This window comes from Sphingobacterium hungaricum, assembly GCF_015210005.1.
In the GTDB taxonomy this organism is placed as follows: domain Bacteria; phylum Bacteroidota; class Bacteroidia; order Sphingobacteriales; family Sphingobacteriaceae; genus Sphingobacterium; species Sphingobacterium hungaricum.
Map to the genome: position 1 here is coordinate 168,049 of NZ_MU158697.1, position 18,270 is coordinate 186,318.

Below are 18,270 nucleotides of genomic sequence, written 5' to 3' on the forward strand. Positions count from 1 at the left end.
GAAAGAAAAACAATGGCAAATTATTTTAACACATTACCACTTAGAGAACAATTAAATCAATTGGGCGTAGCAGAATTCATGGACAGCGCAGAATTTGCGGATGGCGTGAATGCACTAAAAGGTAAAAAATTAGTAATTGTAGGTTGCGGTGCGCAAGGTTTAAATCAAGGTTTAAACTTAAGAGATTCTGGTTTGGACATTTCTTATGCATTACGTAAAGAGGCTATTGAGCAAAAAAGAGATTCTTGGAAAAATGCCACGGACAACAATTTTACCGTTGGTACCTACGAAGAATTGATTCCAACAGCAGATGTTGTCATTAACTTGACCCCAGATAAACAACATACCTCAGTAATCAATGCCGTTATGCCATTGATGCAACAGAATTCAACGCTTTCTTATTCTCACGGTTTTAACATCGTTGAAGAAGGCATGCAAATCCGTAAAGACATCACGGTCATTATGGTTGCTCCAAAATGTCCAGGTTCAGAAGTTCGCGCAGAATATTTACGCGGATTTGGAGTGCCGACATTAATCGCAGTACATCCTGAAAATGATCCAGAAGGAAAAGGTCTGGCATATGCAAAAGCTTACTGTGTAGGAACTGGCGGTCACCGTGCAGGTGTGTTGCGTTCTTCATTCGTTGCGGAAGTAAAATCTGATTTAATGGGTGAGCAAACCATTCTTTGTGGTTTGTTGCAGACAGGTTCTATTTTGTCATTTGACAAAATGGTTGAAAAAGGAATAGATGCTGGTTACGCTTCCAAATTGGTTCAATATGGCGTTGAAGTGGTAACTGAAGCGTTGAAACAAGGTGGAATCACAGCAATGATGGATCGCTTGTCGAACGTGGCGAAAATCAAAGCTTTTGACCTTTCTGAAGAATTAAAAGACATTATGCGTCCTTTGTTCCAAAAACACCAAGATGATATCATGTCTGGAGAATTCAGCAAAACAATGATGGAAGATTGGGCGAATGGCGATGCCAATTTATTAAAATGGAGAGCAGAAACTGGAGAGACAGCATTTGAAAAAACTCCTGCTGGCGATGTGAAAATTGCGGAGCAAGAATATTTTGATAACTACGTATTGATGGTTGCTTTTATCCGTGCAGGTGTTGAATTGGCTTTTGAAACAATGGTTGAAGCAGGCATTAAACCGGAATCGGCTTATTATGAATCTTTGCACGAAACACCGTTGATTGCCAATACAATCGCTCGTAAAAAATTATTTGAAATGAACAGAGTTATTTCAGATACAGCTGAATATGGATGTTATTTGTTTGATCAAGCTTGTAAACCTTTATTAGCTGATTTTATGAAAACCATTGATACTGATGTAGTTGGAAAGAATTATAACGATGGAAAAAATTTAGGTGTGGACAACCGTGAATTGATTCAGGTCAACGAAGTAATCAGAACTCATCAAGTAGAAGAAGTAGGTGCGGTATTGAGAAGAGCAATGACTGCGATGAAAACTATTAAAACTGTTTAAATTTTCGTAAATTAGACAGGATTTTTCCTAGATAAAATATGAATTTATTATTTTATCTAGGATTTAAATAGCATAATAAAAATGATACACCAAAATCAAGGCAAAACATTAGTAGAAAAAATTTGGGATGATCACGTCGTGAAGAGTGAAGAAGGGTTTCCTGATATTTTATATATTGACACCCATTTAATCCACGAAGTGACTTCGCCACAGGCATTTGATGGCTTACGCAAACGTGGTTTGCCGGTATTCAGACCACAGCAAACTGTTGCGACAGCTGATCATAACGTGCCGACCCTAAATCAGCATTTACCGATTGCGGAAGAATTATCCCGTTATCAAGTGGATATGCTGACGAAAAACTGTGCTGAATTTGGAGTTGAATTATATGGATTAGGACATCCTTACCAAGGAATCGTTCACGTGATAGGTCCAGAATTGGGCATCACACAACCTGGAAAAACTATGGTTTGTGGCGATTCGCACACCTCTACGCATGGCGCATTCGGCGCAATTGCATTTGGTATTGGAACTTCACAAGTGGAGCAAGTTTTTGCTACGCAATGCCTTTTATTGCAAAAGCCAAAAACGATGAAAATCGAAGTTAATGGCGAGTTGGGAAAAGGTGTGGGTGCGAAAGACATTATTTTATACATCATCGCTCAAATCTCGGCAGCGGGCGGAACTGGCTATTTTATTGAATATGCAGGTTCGACAATTCGCAGTTTGAGTATGGAAGAGCGTATGACAATATGTAACATGAGTATCGAAATGGGTGCTCGAGGTGGGCTGATTGCTCCGGATCAAACAACTTTTGACTACGTTAAAGGCCGTCAATTTGCACCAAAAGGTGAAGATTGGGACATTGCTTTAGACTATTGGAAAACATTGTATTCGGACGAGCATGCGAAGTTTGATGCCGTTTTAGAATTCCATGCAAAGGATATTGCCCCGATGATTACGTATGGTACAAACCCAGGAATGGGAATGGGGATCAATGATAATATTCCTTCCAAATTAGCACAACCAGAAACTGAACAGCCTTCTTTCCAAAAAGCGCTCGACTATATGGGTTTTTTGGACAATCAGCCGATTTTAGGAAAACCTGTTGATTATGTGTTTATCGGTTCATGTACCAATTCACGCATTGAAGATTTACGTGAGGTCGCTGACTTTGTTAAGGGAAAACAAAAAGATCCTAACGTCGAAGTATGGATTGTTCCTGGATCAAAACAAGTAGAAGCACAAGCTATCGAAGAAGGACTAGATCAAATCTTTCAATCGGCCGGATTCCAATTGCGTGAACCGGGATGTTCCGCATGTTTAGGAATGAATGAAGATAAAATTCCTGCAGGGAAATATTGTGTTTCTACATCCAACCGTAATTTTGAAGGACGTCAAGGTCCCAATGCACGCACGATGCTGGTCAGTCCTTTGACTGCCGCGGCCGCTGCTGTTACGGGTAAGATTACTGACGTACGTGAGTTATTATCTTGAACATGATTATTTTGATTTTTATGATTAATTTGATTTAGGGGAGTATTGATTTTAGATTGCTCGTTTATGATAAATACAGATTATAAATATTCTGAATTGACATCTAAAATTATTAAATCCGCGATGGAAGTCCATTCGTATTTAGGAAGCGGATTTCAAGAAGTTATTTATCAAAGAGCTCTTGCAATAGAATTTAGGCTATCAAAAATCAATTTCGACAGAGAATTTGAAATGCCAATTTATTATAAAGGAATATTGATTGGTACACGAAGGGTAGATTTTTTAGTTGATAAACTAATTTCCGTAGAGTTAAAGGCAGTAAAAGCTCTCGAGGATGTACATCTTGCACAAGGAATTAATTACTTAGAAGCATATAACTTAGAAATCGGATTGTTAATAAATTTTGGCGAAATGAGTTTAGTTTTTAAACGTTTAACTAACAAAAAATACAAACCTAATACAAAATAAGGGATTAATAAATCACAACAATTGCAGTTTAATGCACGAATAAAATCACAAGAAAGTATAAATCATACAAATCATAAAAATCATGGTCTAAGACTATTTTGATATGAAAAAATTTGAAACAATAACCTCAAGGGTAGTTCCATTACCCATAGAAAATATAGATACCGATCAGATTATTCCGGCGCGCTTTTTAAAAGCGACGACACGCGAAGGATTTGGAAATAATTTGTTCCGCGATTGGCGTTATGATAGCAACAATGAGCCAAAAGCTGATTTTGTAATGAATAACCCGACCTATTCTGGAAAAATTTTAGTTGCTGGAAAGAATTTTGGTTGCGGGTCGAGCCGTGAGCATGCCGCTTGGGCAATTGAAGATTATGGTTTTGATGTCGTAATCAGCTCATTCTTCGCCGATATTTTCAAAGGAAATGCGTTGAATAACGGTGTATTGCCGATTCAGGTTTCCGATGAATTTTTGGAAAAAGTTTTTGAGACAACCTTTTCAAATCCAAATTCAGAAATAACCGTAGACCTTGAAGCGCAAACAGTGACAATTAAAGATTCTGGCGATGTCGAATCTTTTGAAATCAACCCTTATAAAAAATCGTGCTTGATTAATGGCTACGACGATATCGATTTTATTTTAAGTCACGTCGAAGACATTACTTATTTCGAAAAGACTCGTTAATGCCAGAAGCTGTCGTCCATATCGCCCAACTGAATGTTCAATACGGATATAAAACCGTACTTGATGGTTTGGATTGGGAAATAAATAAGGGCGAAAGCTGGTTGTTGGGAGGAAAAAGCGGTTCAGGTAAATCATCTTTGGCGAGAGCCATTTCACAAGCAACAAATGCCGACGGAAAGATTTCAATCAGCTTTGATCACAGTTCGACATTAAATCCAAAAGTACATTATGTACCTAATTGGTACCAATTCACGAATTTAGAAGGTGACCGCAATTTCTACTATCAACAACGTTATAACAAACAGCAGAAAAATGACACCTTAACGGTCTATGCTGAACTGCTCCATTTTGGAGAAAAAGAAAATCTTGACTTTTCGGACATTGCGGACTATCTGACTTTGTTTGGTTTTGATGATTGTAAAAACACGCAACTCATTGAATTATCCAGTGGCGAACATAAGAAATTACAACTCTTGCAGGCCATTTGGCTAAAGCCACAACTACTGATTATTGATGAGCCATACACAGGTTTGGATAAACAGACGAGAAAAAATTTAAATCAAGTCTTTGATGCGTTGATTGAAGAAGGAATGACTTTGCTATTGATTAGCAACGATACAGACCTGCCGAAGCAGATTACTCATTTTGCAGAAATTCAAAATGGAAAATTAGCCGAAGTTGATTCAGCAGAAGATTTCTCCATGGATGAGTTGCGCCAGCAAAAAACATTGCCTTATTTTTTACAACAAGAACCAGCATTTTATTCGGACACGATTTTACAGTTAAAAAATATTGGGGTTCGTTACGGTGAAAAAGAAGTTTTAAAAAATGTAAGCTGGACGGTCAAAGCTGGAGAAAAATGGCTTTTGCAAGGGTCAAATGGCTCAGGAAAATCTACCTTATTATCGCTTTTAAATGGCGATCATCCGCAAGCTTATGCCAATGACATTTATTTATTCGGAAATAAACGAGGTTCTGGCGAAAGCATTTGGGACATCAAAGAAAAGGTAGGAATCATTTCACCCGAATTGCATTGGTATTTTGACAAATCCGCGAAGGTTTGGCAAAGCATTGCTTCGGGATTTTATGATAGCATCGGTTTGTTCCGCGATTTAGGATTTGACAAACAGCAGAAAGTGAATCAGTTGCTTGATTTCTTTGATTTATTGCCTTACAAAAATGATTTATTGACGAGTTTGCCTTTAGGCAAGCAACGTTTAGTCTTACTAGCGAGAACGATCATAAAGAATCCTACGTTATTGATTTTAGACGAACCTTGCCAAGGATTGGATCAGGCGCAGACGACACATTTCAACGAAGTTGTCGACGAATTATGCCGCCACGGAAAAACATTAATCTACGTTGGGCATTACGAATCCCAGATTCCGAACAGCATAGAAAAGAAAATTTTATTAGAAAAAGGCGAAGTAAAAGCCATAGAAACTTTATTAGAAGCCGTATAATACATGAAGAAAAATATATTAATTATCCCTGGGGACGGAATTGGCCAAGAAGTTACAACTTGGGGAAAACAAGTTTTAGAAGCGATCGCCGAGAAATTTGGACATGAATTTGAATTTGACGAAGCATTGATGGGTCACGTGGCGATCGAGGCTACAGGAAACCCTTTGCCAGATGAAACTTTAGCGAAAGCGAAAGCTTCTGATGCGATTTTGTTCGGGGCAATTGGCCATGCCAAATATGACAATGACCCTTCGGCAAAAGTTCGTCCGGAGCAAGGATTGTTAAAAATCAGAAAAGAATTGGGCCTATATGCGAATTTGCGCCCTATATTGTTGTTTGATGAATTGTTGGATGCTTCAAGCCTGAAACCTGAAATCTTGAAAGGAACAGACATATTGTTTTTCAGAGAATTAACAGGTGATGTATACTTTGGAGAAAAATATAGAAAAGAAGATAATTCATTCGCTTCAGATTTGATGAATTACAACCGCTACGAAGTTGAACGTATCGCGCATAAAGCTTACGAAGCAGCAAGAACGCGCGGTAAAAAACTATGTTCAGTTGATAAAGCCAACGTGCTTGAAACTTCCCGCTTATGGCGCGATGTGGTTCAGGAAATTGCGAAGCAATATCCTGATGTAGAAACTGAGCACATGTTTATCGATAATGCAGCAATGCAATTGGTCAAAAATCCGAAGAAATTCGATGTTGTTTTAACGGCTAATCTATTTGGAGATATTTTAACAGATGAAGCGTCACAAATTGCGGGCTCGATGGGGATGTTGGCTTCGGCTTCTATCGGAGATGGAACTGGATTTTTCGAACCTATCCACGGTTCGGCGCATGATATTGCTGGACAAAACAAAGCCAATCCTTTAGCTTCTATCCTATCTGCAGCCTTGTTATTGGATATTTCATTTGGTCTTCAAGAAGAAGCAAAAGTGGTAACCGACGCTGTAGATCAAGCGTTAAAAGCAGGCTGGAGAACCATTGACATCGCGAATGCAAACACAGCATCAGACAAAATTTTGGGAACCAATGAAATGGGAGCTGAAGTTTTAAAATTAATTAAATAGGAAGTTCATATTAAATCATAAAGCTATGTTACACGATCCAAATCACCTTTATATTTTTGACACGACACTTCGTGATGGTGAACAAGTTCCGGGCTGTCAATTGACAACTCCTGAAAAAATTGAAATCGCAAAAGATTTAGAACGCTTAGGTGTTGATGTGATTGAGGCAGGTTTTCCGGTTTCCAGTCCTGGAGATTTTCAATCTGTAGTTGAATTGTCAAAAGCGGTAAATGATGTAATCATCTGCGCATTGACTCGTGCGAATAAAAATGATATCGATGTTGCTGCTGAAGCATTAAAGTATGCCAAACGCCCAAGAATCCATACAGGAATTGGTTCGTCGGACATGCACATCAAATATAAATTCAACTCCACGCGTGAAGAAATTCTTCAGCGTGCGGTGGATGCAGTAAAACATGCTAAATCGTATGTTGAAGACGTAGAATTTTATGCAGAAGATGCAGGCCGTGCTGATCTGGCTTATTTGGCGCAGATGGTCGAAGCGGTAATCGCTGCTGGCGCTACGGTAGTCAATATTCCCGATACCAACGGATATTGTTTGCCTGATCAATATGGAGCTAAGATTCAGTATTTAAAAGAGCATGTCAGTAACATTGATCAAGCGATCATTTCTGCACATTGCCATAATGATTTGGGTTTGGCGACAGCGAACTCTATTGCTGCGATTCAGAATGGAGCCAGACAAGTGGAATGTACTATCAATGGAATTGGAGAACGTGCAGGAAATACTTCTTTAGAGGAAGTTGCTATGATTTTAAAAGTGCATAGCCAAAGTTTCCCGAACATATCATCGAATATCAATAGCAAAATGTTTACCTACATTTCTGGAAAAGTAAGCAGTATGATGAATATGCCTGTGCAACCTAACAAAGCAATCGTCGGCAAAAATGCATTCGCACACAGTTCTGGAATTCATCAAGACGGATTCTTGAAACACCGTGAGAATTATGAAATCATTCGCCCAGAAGATGTTGGTTTGGATGAAGCTGGAATTATTTTAACAGCTCGTTCTGGCCGTCACGCATTGAAACATCATTTGGAACGTTTGGGGTATGACTTGGATAAAGAAACTTTATCGGATACTTACGAGCGGTTCTTGGTTTTAGCGGATGCTAAAAAAGATTTAAACGACGAAGATTTATTGAGTCTGGTATCAAATTAACTATCCAAGGCTGATTTATTTCAGCCTTTTTAATAAAACAAATTAAAACAATGGGCCTTGACCTATCTACATTAACCATTGATTCTCTTGTTGCCAAAGAAACAATAAAAGATATTATTACACGCACACCGTTACAATACAATCCGCATCTGTCCGAAAAATATGGCGCGGAAATTTATTTGAAACGAGAGGATTTACAGGTTGTTCGTTCTTACAAATTAAGAGGTGCTTTTAACAAGATTGCGAGCATTACAGAAGAACAGCGTCAGCGAGGTGTGGTCTGTGCGAGTGCCGGAAACCACGCGCAAGGTGTCGCTCTGTCCTGCAAAAGGTTAGGAATTAAAGGTGTGATTTTCATGCCTGGTCCAACGCCTCGGCAAAAAATTTCTCAAACTGAAATGTGGGGAAACGGTCATATCGAAATTATTTTAACCGGTGATACATTTGATGATTGCCAAATAACGGCTTTGTCTTATGCCGAACAACATGGAATGACGTTTATTCCCCCATTCGATGACATCAAAATCATCGAAGGCCAAGGCACGGTAGCGGTAGAGATTTTGGAAGACCTGCCTGATTTAGATGCTGTTTTCATCCCAATCGGTGGCGGCGGATTATCATCGGGTGTCAGCTATTATTTTAAGAATAATGCTCCCAATGTAAAATGTTATGGTGTAGAACCGGAAGGTGCTGCTTCGATGCAAGCCGCCATGGAACATGGTTCTCCATTCGAATTGGACAAAATCAACAAGTTTGTCGATGGCGCCGCAGTGAAAAAAATAGGTTCCTTGAATTTTGAAATGAGTTCACAATTATTAGACTCTGTCCGTTCGGTTCCCGAAGGAAAAATCTGCACAACGATTTTGGAATTGTACAATAAGGATGCGATTGTTGTTGAACCAGCGGGCGCATTGAGCGTAGCTGCATTGGACTTTCATCAAGAGGAAATCAAAGGCAAAAAAGTCGTCTGTATTATTTCTGGAGGCAATAACGACATCGACCGCATGAGCGAAATCAAAGAAATGTCTTTGTTGTACGAAGGTTTTAAACATTATTTTATCGTTCGTTTTCCTCAGCGTCCCGGTGCTTTGCGATTGTTCGTGAATGAGGTATTAGGGCCAAAAGATGATATAACCCGATTTGAGTTTATTAAGAAAACTGAACGTGAGCGCGGGCCGGCATTGGTCGGTATTGAGTTAAATGCGCCAACAGATTACATTAGTTTAATTCAGCGTATGAAAGATTTTAAATTTGATTTTATCGAAGTCAATAAAGACCAGACTTTATTTGAGTATTTGGTATAACTTAAAATTCGAATCCGTTAAAATCCATCTTTCGGTGCCTTATTATATTTAAACGATTGGTTATCTTTGAGTATACTAGTTGAAATATGACTTTTGACGATCGCAAAATATTGCTTATTGAAGAATTTTTAAAGATTGATGACCAAGATGTAATCAAAGCTTTAGAAATCCTGATTGAGCAAAATAAGGTTACTCGTTACGAAGAAAACCTTAAACCCATGTCAATTTCGGAATTAAATGAAGAAATTGATATGGGGATAAAAGATGAACAGGAGAACAAGTTGATTTCTGTTCGCGATTTAAAAGAACAGGTCAAAAAGTTCTAACGTTTGATTTATTTACCTGCAAAAAATCGAGTTAGAAATACAGCAATATTTTAAGCCTCGTAGAGGCTCAAAATTTGTAGAATTACATAAAAAATTGATAAGCGTGCCGTAGGTACGCAACTCATCTGAAAAGATTTTGCACCTACGGCGCAAGTCTATCTCAGACAATTATTGCTCCAAACATTCTGCTCCTATGGAGCAGGTTCTTCAATAGAAATGGCCTTCCGACTATTAAAAAATGAGAATATATAGTTGACTTTAGGCAAAAAATAAGCTCAGGTAATCATTCCCTCAAAAAAAATCGACAACAATTTTCCTTCTTAAACGTTATTACTAGACAACCGAATAATTTATTTTAATTAAAATCCAAAAAACATGAAAAATAAAATTACAACGGCACAAGACAAAGGAAGAAATATTGAGATGGGAAATCCGACTTCTGACAAGCAATTTAAAGATACCAAAACATTGAAAAGACATCAAGGTTTACCAAATCTAAGTGCGAGCAAGGGAAGAATTGAAAGGGAGAAGAAATCCGAATAACAATTTAAACGTAAAAATATATGAAATCGAAATTAAGCATTGTGGCAGTTCTAATTGCCTTTTTGACTACTAGTTTTGCCTTTGCGCAACAAGATAAATCAAAACGCCCTAGTCCTCCAGATTCCGTTCACGCAACGACTGCTGACGGCGTGCACATTACCATTCATTATAGCAAACCTTCTTTGAAAGGTCGCCAATTGGGTGTAGAAATCGCTAAAGTTGGCGAAGTATGGCGTACTGGAGCAAATGAGATTACAACAATCGAATTTAACAAAGATGTTTTGGTAGAAGGCAAAGCCCTTCCAAAAGGTAAATATGGCTTATGGTCTATCCCTGGTGAATCAGAAACTACCGTTATTTTCAGCAAAGTGTGGGAAGGCTGGGGTGTAAAATATGACGAGAGCAAAGACCAGCTTCGTGTGAATGTAAAAAATTCAACAGGAAGTCCTGTTGTCGAACAATTTAATATTTCGGTGGATAAAGCTGGGGTTATTAATTTAGCTTGGGGCGACGTAATCGTTCCAATTAAAGTAAAAGCCGCTAAATAAAGTTTTTACAACACCCTAATGAAAACGGCCGGAAAAATTTTCCGGCCTTTTTGTGTTACTTGTTCTTTAAGTATTTTTCTAAGAATTGGTCTTGTTCCCACAATACATGAAAAATATTTTCCTTCGCTTGATAACCATGTGATTCGTTTGGCAATAAAACCATGCGAACCGGCGCACCAAGATTCTTTAATGCTTGGAAATAGCGTTCGGTCTGTAATGTAAAAGTTCCTGGATTATTGTCAGCCGCGCCATGTATCAGCAACATCGGCGTTTTCATTTTATCGGCTTGCATAAAAGGAGACATGGTATTGTAAACATCTGGCACATCCCAATAATTCCGCTGCTCAGATTGGAATCCAAATGGTGTCAAAGTTCTATTGTAAGCACCAGAGCGTGCAATTCCACACGCAAATAAATTTGAATGGCTTAATAAATTAGCTGTCATAAATGCACCATAAGAATGTCCGCCTACAGCCACTCGCTTGCGGTCGATGTAACCTAAACCATCCACCGCATCAATTGCAGCTTCTGCATTACCGACCAACTGCTCAATAAACGTATCGTTTGGTTCTTTACCGCCTTCTCCGATAATCGGAAATGCCGCATTGTCCAAAACCGCATAGCCTTTTGAAACCCAATAAATAAATGAGCCGTATGACGGAAATGTAAAATCATTCGGGTTGGATGTACTCTGCCCTGCTGTATTTTTATCAACAAATTCTCTTGGATAGGCCCAAATTAATAAGGGTAGCTTTTCTTGTTTATTCTTATCATATCCCGCTGGAAGATAAAGCGTTCCGCTTAAATCTACACCATCTTTGCGTTTGTATGAAATTACTTCTTTATGGATATTTTCCAATTCTTGGAATGGATTGGCTATCTCCGTGATTGCCGATTGCTTACCTTTTTTTATGTTTTTAGTAAAATAATTGGGAAAAAGAGTGGGTGATTGAATTGAAACTAAAATATCGCCCTTTTTGATGTCTAATAGGTCATAAATAGTTTCCTTTTTGCCTGGCAGATTGGATGTGTACAATCGTTTCTTTTGATTTGTCTTTAGATTTAATTCTTCAATAAATGGAAATTGTCCATCCTTTGTATAACCAGCTCCTACCCAATAGGTTTTATGGTTGTCAATAAACATTACGTGGCTTCCATATTCATTCCGTTCGGTATGTACGGAACCTGGGTCGCTAAACACATCCTGATAGTTCCTCTCCGACAAAAGTTTCGATTCGGTCGTTTGGGGATTTAATAGAAATGTTTTTAGATTTCGTGTATCATACCATCTTGAATAAACCAAAGCATGGTTTTGGTCACCCCAAAGCACCCCGCTGAAACGGTCAGCGACTTTCATTAATGAAACTGGATTTTCGTTAAATGGTGCTTTCCATGTAAACAATTCGTCCCTGAAGTCGACTTTTTTGAAAGCGTCGCCTTCATCAAGCGCCTCTACAAAATAAAGTGATGCCGGCATGTCTGCACGCCAGTTCAAATTGCGTTTTCCCTTTCTGGTTGAAGAAAATCCTTTAGGCATAATCTCTATCAATGGAACTTCATTTACCTTTTTCACTAACTGTCCTGACAAATCATAAACAGCGGTTTCTTGTGGAAAACGGCTATACGGAACGACATAAGAGAATGGCTTTTTCAGCGTGCTAATCAAAATAAATTCACCATTCGGAGAAAATGATTGGTCGATATACATCGCCGCGTCCATCAATTTTGTCTGCTTACCTGACAAATCAAGGGCATACAATTCCGAAGTAATCAACGATTCAAAATTCGCTTCATCATGCGGATTTTTCAGCAAATCCTGGTAGGTACGCAACTGGGAAACCTGTCCATCGCTTGAAGAAACGATTGGTCCTTCAGGCAAGTCTTTGTTGCTGTCGATTAATGCTTTACGATTGGAAGGCAATTTGCTTATCAATAATTTCGAACCATCTTTATACCAAGTAAAAGGCGAACCCAAATTTGAATTCAAGTCATCTTCGGTCAATTTCTTTGCTTCAGCGCTAGCTAAATCTACCAACCAAAGCTCAACTCCTTTGGCAGTTGTATTGGTGAAAACCAGTTGCGTTGAGTTTGGTGAAAAGCTCAGCTGCGCAATTTTTGGGTTTTCAGGAAGTCCTTTAACCTGTTGTTCTGTATTTGTGCGAAGCGATTTCACTTTCAAATTGTTGAAATACGTGGTCGTGCTTGATATATTTGTCACCGGATTGATTCTCAATCCCCCTAATTTTACTTCATCCTGCGTTAGCTCATCCAAGGTTTTGTACGTTGGCTTATATTGAAAGACAAAATAGTTTTTGTCATCGCTCATGCGTACGCTAGGAGGCGCCGTATAATCGGCCAACTGAAGGATTTCTGCAGAAGGTTTTTGATAAGTGACATTCTCTTGGGCATAAATGGGGAGCCAAAAGAAAATGAAAATGTAAAGGGAATAAATGTACTTCATTGTAGTTAGTTTTTCTGCTAAATATACATAAATTATCCAAAACAGACAGAAATGCACCGTCCATTTTCGCATTAAGATATTTGTGTCAAATTTTCAGAAAACATCAGAAATTATTCGCAAATTTCGTATTCTTAAGGTCAATAAATTCCCATACAGAAAAATCAGTTTTTTACCAAAACTAAAATGTTTTCAAAGTTATCCACATTCAATGTGAATTGAAAATCAGCCGATTGAAACAAAACAACAGCGTGAAGGCATCCCCAACCGACTTTTAGAAAAACCTGTGGAAAAGTATCGTTAACGTTCGGAAATAAAATAAGTGATATTTGTTAAAGTAGAGAAACACACCTCTATAAAAAATCAAATAATTCATGAGCAAGTTTAACTTTTCACAAAAAGTGAGGCTTGTTTTTAAAATAACATCACAACATGGCAAGAATCATAAAATTCGAAAAAAATGACTGCGCTCCATGCGCACAGGTATCAGCTTTCTTAGATAATAAAGGTTTGTCATACGAAACCGTCAATCCTTTCGACGAACCTGAGTTAGCCGTACGCTTTAAAGTACGCACAGTGCCAACGGTAATCGTTTTAGAAAACGACGAAATCAAACATCGCATTATCGGTTTCAAACCAGAAGAATTAGCAGGTATTCATATTCAATAGTCCATCGACCAAACCATTTCGACTATGATACATTTATATTACGATTCGAGAACGGGCAATGTGCAGCGATTCATCAACAAAGTAACTCAGATTACTGGGTGGTCAGCACATAAAATCGATGACAACTTGGCCATAGAGCAACCAGGACATTTAATCACCTACACAACTCGCATGGGTTCTGTTCCTGATAATACAGTAGCGTTTCTTTTGAACCAAGCCGACAAAATATTTTCTGTCACTTCGAGCGGTAACAGAAATTGGGGACAAAATTTCGGTATTGCAGCCGACAAAATCTCCAATGAATACGACGTTCCTTTAGCCATGAAATTCGAACTTTCGGGCACAATGGAAGACATCAATCAGTTTATAGACATTATTAAAAACCAATACAATGATAGCAAACGAGGTAGCAAAAAATTGGATATTGCTTAATAACGAAATCATGATTAAGCATGATGACGAATACAGCTTGCATAAAGACAAGGAAGCTGTGCGCGCCTATTTCTTAGAGTATGTAAATAAGAACACTGTTTTCTTTTACAACTTGAAAGAAAAAATTGACTACTTGGTGGAAAACGATTATTACATCGATTTCTATCAATGGTTTACGTTTGAGCAAATGGAAGAAGTATACAATTTTGTGTATTCGAAGAAATTCCGTTTTGAATCATTCATGGCGGCGTTCAAATTTTTCCAGAGCTACGCGTTGCGTGACGATTCAGGTGAAAAATTCCTAGAGCGTTACGAAGACCGCGTTGTTGCTGTTGCCTTATTTTTAGCACGTGAAGAAGGTGTTAAAAAAGCTATCGAATATGCTGAAATCTTTATCAATCAAGAATATCAACCCGCTACCCCGACATTCTTGAATGCTGGTAAAAAACGTTCTGGTGAATTAGTTTCTTGTTTCTTAGATGAAATCGGCGACAACTTGAACGGTATTGGTTATGCAGTGGATTCTGCAATGAAATTATCTTCAATCGGAGGCGGTGTCTCATTCAATATTTCTAAAATCCGTGCACGTGGCGAAGCCATCAAAGGCGTTGAAGGCCGTGCAGGAGGTGTTCTTCCAATTATGAAAATCATGGAAGATACATTTTCGTATGCGAATCAATTAGGACAACGTCCTGGTGCTGGAGCAGTTTATTTAAACATTTTCCACTCGGATATCGAAGAATTTTTAGATTGTAAGAAAATCAATGTCGACGAAAAAGTCCGTATCAAATCATTGTCCATCGGAATTATCGTTCCAGATAAATTCATGGAGCTAGCAGAAAAAGATGAAGCGGCGTATTTGATTTATCCGCATACCGTGATGCAAGAGTATGGCAAGTATTTGGATGAAATGGATATGGATTTGATGTATGACGAATTGATTACGAATCCAAACGTTAAAAAGAAAAAAATCAATGCGCGCCACATGCTAGTTAAAATAGCACAAACGCAAAAAGAATCTGGATACCCATACATTTTCTTCAAAGAAAACACAAACCGCGTGCACGCTTTGAACGGAATCGGTTCAGTAAAATTCTCCAACTTGTGTACAGAAATCATGCAAGTTTCAGAAGTTTCGGACATCAATATCTACGGAAAAGAAGATACTATCCGTTACGGAATCTCTTGTAATTTAGGTTCATTGAATATCGCGACAGTGATGGACAACAAACGCATCAAACAAACTGTGAAAACAGCCATGCGTGCCTTAACTGTGGTTTCTGATGTGACCGATATCGAAATGGTTCCTTCCATTGCGAAAGCAAACAGAGAGTTGCATTCTGTAGGTTTAGGTGCGATGAACTTACATGGTTTCTTAGCGAAAAGCTTTATCATGTATGAATCTCATGAGGCTTTGGATTTTGCAAACACTTTCTTTATGATGATGAATTACTATTCATTGGAAGCATCGATGGAGATTGCAAAAGAGCGTTCTAGAACATTCACTGGCTTTGAAAAATCTGCTTACGCAGATGGTACATATTTCAACATGTACACTGAACGTGATTATTTACCAAAAACGGATAAAGTAAACGAACTTTTTGAAGGTGTTCATATTCCGACTCAAGCAGATTGGGAAGCATTGAAAGCCCAAGTTCAAGAACATGGTATCTACCACGCTTACCGTCTAGCGATTGCGCCAAACCAGTCAACGTCATACATCATGAATGCAACAGCTTCGGTTATGCCGATTGTTGATATCATTGAAGTTCGCGAATACGGAGATAGCACAACGTATTATCCAATGCCATACTTGACAAACGATAATTATTTCTATTTCAAATCGGCATACGATATGGACCAAATGAAAGTTCTGAAATTGATTTCAGTGATTCAGCGCCATATTGACCAAGGTGTTTCCACAATTTTGCATACCAACTCAAAAGACAACACCAGAGATTTAGCGAAATATTACATTTATGCACATAAACTAGGATTAAAATCTTTGTATTACACAAGAACAAGAAAATCATCAATCGATGAGTGTATTTCTTGCTCCGCATAAATAACCCCATTATACTAAAATTACATAAGCTGAATTGGATAAGCTCCAATTCAGCTTCTTTTACTCATAAAACGACAACATGAATAAGCAATTTACAGCCGTCAACTGGAATACTCCCGATAATGATTATGCCATCTTATTTTGGGAACAGAATATCAAACAATTTTGGATTGATACCGAATATATTCCATCAAAAGATATTGATAGCTGGAAGGGCTTGAGTTGGGATATGAAAGAATGCTATAAAAAAGCATTGGGCGGTTTGACCTTGTTGGATACGTTGCAAAGCCACACCGGAATGCCAAAAATCATCGACCACATCGATAGCTTGCAAAACAAGGCTGTGCTTTCGTACATGTGTATGATGGAGGCCATCCATGCGAAATCGTATTCGACTATTTTCACGACAGTTTCGACTACGAATGAAATCAATGATGTATTCGGCTGGGTAAAAGAAAATAAATTTCTTCAATACAAAGCGGCGACAATTGATTCATACTACCGCAAAATCGACAAAGAAGTCGTGAGCGACGAGGAATTATTTATGGCTCTAGGCGCTTCCGTATTGCTGGAATCATTCTTATTTTATTCTGGTTTCTTCTTGCCTTTGTGGTTATGTGGCCAAGGCCAAATGGTAGCTTCAGCAGATATTATCAAGAAAATCGTTGCGGATGAATCGATTCACGGCGTATTCGTTGGGTTAATCGCACAAGAAGTTTTCGCTAAATTGCCGAACAAAGAAGAAGTAAAAACTAAGTTTTTGGTTTTGCTGAATGATTTGTACGAAAACGAATTGAAATACACGGAAGAATTATATACTGTAGTCGGTTTAACGGCAGAAGTAAAAGAATACGTTCGCTACAACGGAAATAAAGCCTTGATGAATTTAGGTTTCGACCCAATTTTCGAAGTGAAACAAGTGAATCCAATTGTTTTAAACGGCTTGAACACAGAAACGACACAACACGATTTCTTTTCGAAAAAATCCACAAACTACGAGAAATCCATGGAAATTGTTCATCTATTGAATGAAGATTTTGAAATGGATGCAAGAGTAGATATTTAAAAAATAACTTACAGGAAAGTTTAAAAAGCCATCGTTAAAAAAATTGACGATGGCTTTTTAATTCACCTTAAAATCTCTATATTTCCCGAATAATTAACTTATGTGAGTATGTTTATGCCGATTAAATTATTGGTTTCTTTAGCAGCGAGCTTGTTGCTGTTTGCCTGTTGTAGCTCCTCTAAAACTCAAATTCACTTTGAGACAGATAAAATTGACAGTTTTAAAGTTGAACTGATTAATCCGATAAATGGAACGATATTATTTTCTGAATCATTAAGCGGACAAAACAAAACACTTACAATCGACAGTTCGATTATTGACCCAGTAGAAGTCCGAATCCTTTGGAATCGGGAACATATCCCCCACTCTGCGGTAAAACCGATGCAAAAACATGATGCTTTTTATGGGCCGGCAGAAGATTATTTCGTGCTTCATAAAATGATTTTCATCAATTCAGGCCAATCGAAAGAGTACACACTAAAACTTCCAAATAAAACCACAGCAGAAATTGAACAAGCTGTAAAAGATAAAACTGATTATTCAAACATTGAATTGGCTACTTCTTCAGAAGATGCAAATTTATTTGAAGAATACATGGGCATCTATGCGACTTATGAAGACAAGCTTGCAGACTCTTTAGCTTCGCTGAATAGACAATTGTATGCATCTAACGATGCAGGCAATTTCGAAGAGTCAAAACAAATACAAAGCACGATTGCTGGAAAAGGCTGGAAAGATGCCATAAGAAATCAAAACAAACAAGCTATTTCGAAAAAAATAACAGCGCATAATGAAAGCCCGATTTCTGCCTTCATTTTATTATGGGAAATATATGCTTACAAATCTCCTTTTGATGAATACGCCACTTCTTTTCAAACCTTAGAAAATGACGCTGTCAAGAACAAATATTACGTAACCATCGAACAAAATTTCGTGAAGAAATAATTTTTATAATCAGAATAAAATAGATTTTCATAAGATTTTTCAAC

General features: G+C 38.0%; 17 protein-coding genes. 16 read left to right on the top strand and 1 reads right to left on the bottom strand.

The features are described 5' to 3' along the window. The first annotated feature begins 12 nt into the window (after positions 1–12). The 11 genes from ilvC to C4F49_RS00710 all read left to right on the top strand — a co-directional run bounded on the left by ilvC (position 13) and on the right by C4F49_RS00710 (position 10,591). Positions 13–1,494, top strand: coding sequence for a ketol-acid reductoisomerase (gene ilvC, locus C4F49_RS00660; protein ID WP_196933903.1), 1,482 nt, complete (start codon positions 13–15; stop codon positions 1,492–1,494). Positions 1,495–1,575: 81 nt separating this feature from the next. Next, positions 1,576–2,991 carry a 3-isopropylmalate dehydratase large subunit gene (leuC, locus tag C4F49_RS00665; RefSeq protein WP_196933904.1) on the top strand — a complete coding sequence of 472 codons (1,416 nt, stop codon included), beginning with the start codon at positions 1,576–1,578 and terminating at the stop codon, positions 2,989–2,991. Positions 2,992–3,057: 66 nt separating this feature from the next. Continuing rightward, positions 3,058–3,459 carry a GxxExxY protein gene (locus C4F49_RS00670; protein ID WP_196933905.1) on the top strand — a complete coding sequence of 134 codons (402 nt, stop codon included), beginning with the start codon at positions 3,058–3,060 and terminating at the stop codon, positions 3,457–3,459. Positions 3,460–3,562: 103 nt separating this feature from the next. Further along, a complete protein-coding gene (leuD, locus tag C4F49_RS00675) occupies positions 3,563–4,147 on the top strand; it encodes a 3-isopropylmalate dehydratase small subunit (protein WP_196933906.1) in 585 nt (194 codons plus the stop codon). Beyond that, a complete protein-coding gene (locus C4F49_RS00680) occupies positions 4,147–5,610 on the top strand; it encodes an ATP-binding cassette domain-containing protein (protein WP_196933907.1) in 1,464 nt (487 codons plus the stop codon). Before leuD ends, C4F49_RS00680 begins: the two co-directional genes overlap by 1 nt. A 3-nt stretch (positions 5,611–5,613) precedes the next feature. Next, positions 5,614–6,687 (top strand): 3-isopropylmalate dehydrogenase, encoded by a 1,074-nt coding sequence (leuB, locus tag C4F49_RS00685; RefSeq protein WP_196933908.1) that lies wholly within the window; start codon positions 5,614–5,616, stop codon positions 6,685–6,687. Positions 6,688–6,712: 25 nt separating this feature from the next. Continuing rightward, positions 6,713–7,870 (top strand): 2-isopropylmalate synthase, encoded by a 1,158-nt coding sequence (locus C4F49_RS00690; RefSeq protein WP_196933909.1) that lies wholly within the window; start codon positions 6,713–6,715, stop codon positions 7,868–7,870. A 50-nt stretch (positions 7,871–7,920) separates the two neighbouring features. Further along, positions 7,921–9,174 (top strand): threonine ammonia-lyase IlvA, encoded by a 1,254-nt coding sequence (gene ilvA, locus C4F49_RS00695; RefSeq protein WP_196933910.1) that lies wholly within the window; start codon positions 7,921–7,923, stop codon positions 9,172–9,174. 86 nt (positions 9,175–9,260) lie between these two features. Continuing rightward, on the top strand, positions 9,261–9,500 hold the full coding sequence (locus C4F49_RS00700; protein ID WP_196933911.1) for a hypothetical protein: 240 nt from the start codon (positions 9,261–9,263) through the stop codon (positions 9,498–9,500). Between the two features lie 375 nt (positions 9,501–9,875). Continuing rightward, positions 9,876–10,043 (top strand): hypothetical protein, encoded by a 168-nt coding sequence (locus tag C4F49_RS00705; protein WP_196933912.1) that lies wholly within the window; start codon positions 9,876–9,878, stop codon positions 10,041–10,043. 20 nt (positions 10,044–10,063) lie between these two features. Further along, positions 10,064–10,591 carry a DUF2911 domain-containing protein gene (locus tag C4F49_RS00710; protein ID WP_196933913.1) on the top strand — a complete coding sequence of 176 codons (528 nt, stop codon included), beginning with the start codon at positions 10,064–10,066 and terminating at the stop codon, positions 10,589–10,591. A gap of 55 nt (positions 10,592–10,646) precedes the next feature. Here the strand turns inward: C4F49_RS00710 and C4F49_RS00715 are convergent, their stop codons facing one another. Next, positions 10,647–13,052, bottom strand: coding sequence for a S9 family peptidase (locus C4F49_RS00715; RefSeq protein ID WP_196933914.1), 2,406 nt, complete (start codon positions 13,050–13,052; stop codon positions 10,647–10,649). Positions 13,053–13,481: 429 nt separating this feature from the next. On the opposite strand from C4F49_RS00715, the gene C4F49_RS00720 reads away from it, so the two are divergent. From C4F49_RS00720 to C4F49_RS00740, 5 genes are all read left to right on the top strand, one after another. Further along, positions 13,482–13,718 (top strand): glutaredoxin domain-containing protein, encoded by a 237-nt coding sequence (locus C4F49_RS00720; protein ID WP_196933915.1) that lies wholly within the window; start codon positions 13,482–13,484, stop codon positions 13,716–13,718. A 24-nt stretch (positions 13,719–13,742) separates the two neighbouring features. Beyond that, positions 13,743–14,150: a class Ib ribonucleoside-diphosphate reductase assembly flavoprotein NrdI gene (nrdI, locus tag C4F49_RS00725; RefSeq protein ID WP_196933916.1), complete on the top strand. Its 408-nt coding sequence runs from the start codon at positions 13,743–13,745 to the stop codon at positions 14,148–14,150. 10 nt (positions 14,151–14,160) lie between these two features. After that, positions 14,161–16,215 carry a class 1b ribonucleoside-diphosphate reductase subunit alpha gene (gene nrdE / locus C4F49_RS00730; protein WP_231388159.1) on the top strand — a complete coding sequence of 685 codons (2,055 nt, stop codon included), beginning with the start codon at positions 14,161–14,163 and terminating at the stop codon, positions 16,213–16,215. A gap of 79 nt (positions 16,216–16,294) precedes the next feature. Further along, the gene (gene nrdF / locus C4F49_RS00735; protein WP_196933918.1) at positions 16,295–17,281 is read left to right on the top strand and encodes a class 1b ribonucleoside-diphosphate reductase subunit beta; all 987 of its coding nucleotides are present in this window, start codon (positions 16,295–16,297) and stop codon (positions 17,279–17,281) included. A gap of 114 nt (positions 17,282–17,395) precedes the next feature. Next, the gene (locus C4F49_RS00740) at positions 17,396–18,226 is read left to right on the top strand and encodes a hypothetical protein (protein ID WP_196933919.1); all 831 of its coding nucleotides are present in this window, start codon (positions 17,396–17,398) and stop codon (positions 18,224–18,226) included. Positions 18,227–18,270 lie beyond the last annotated feature (44 nt).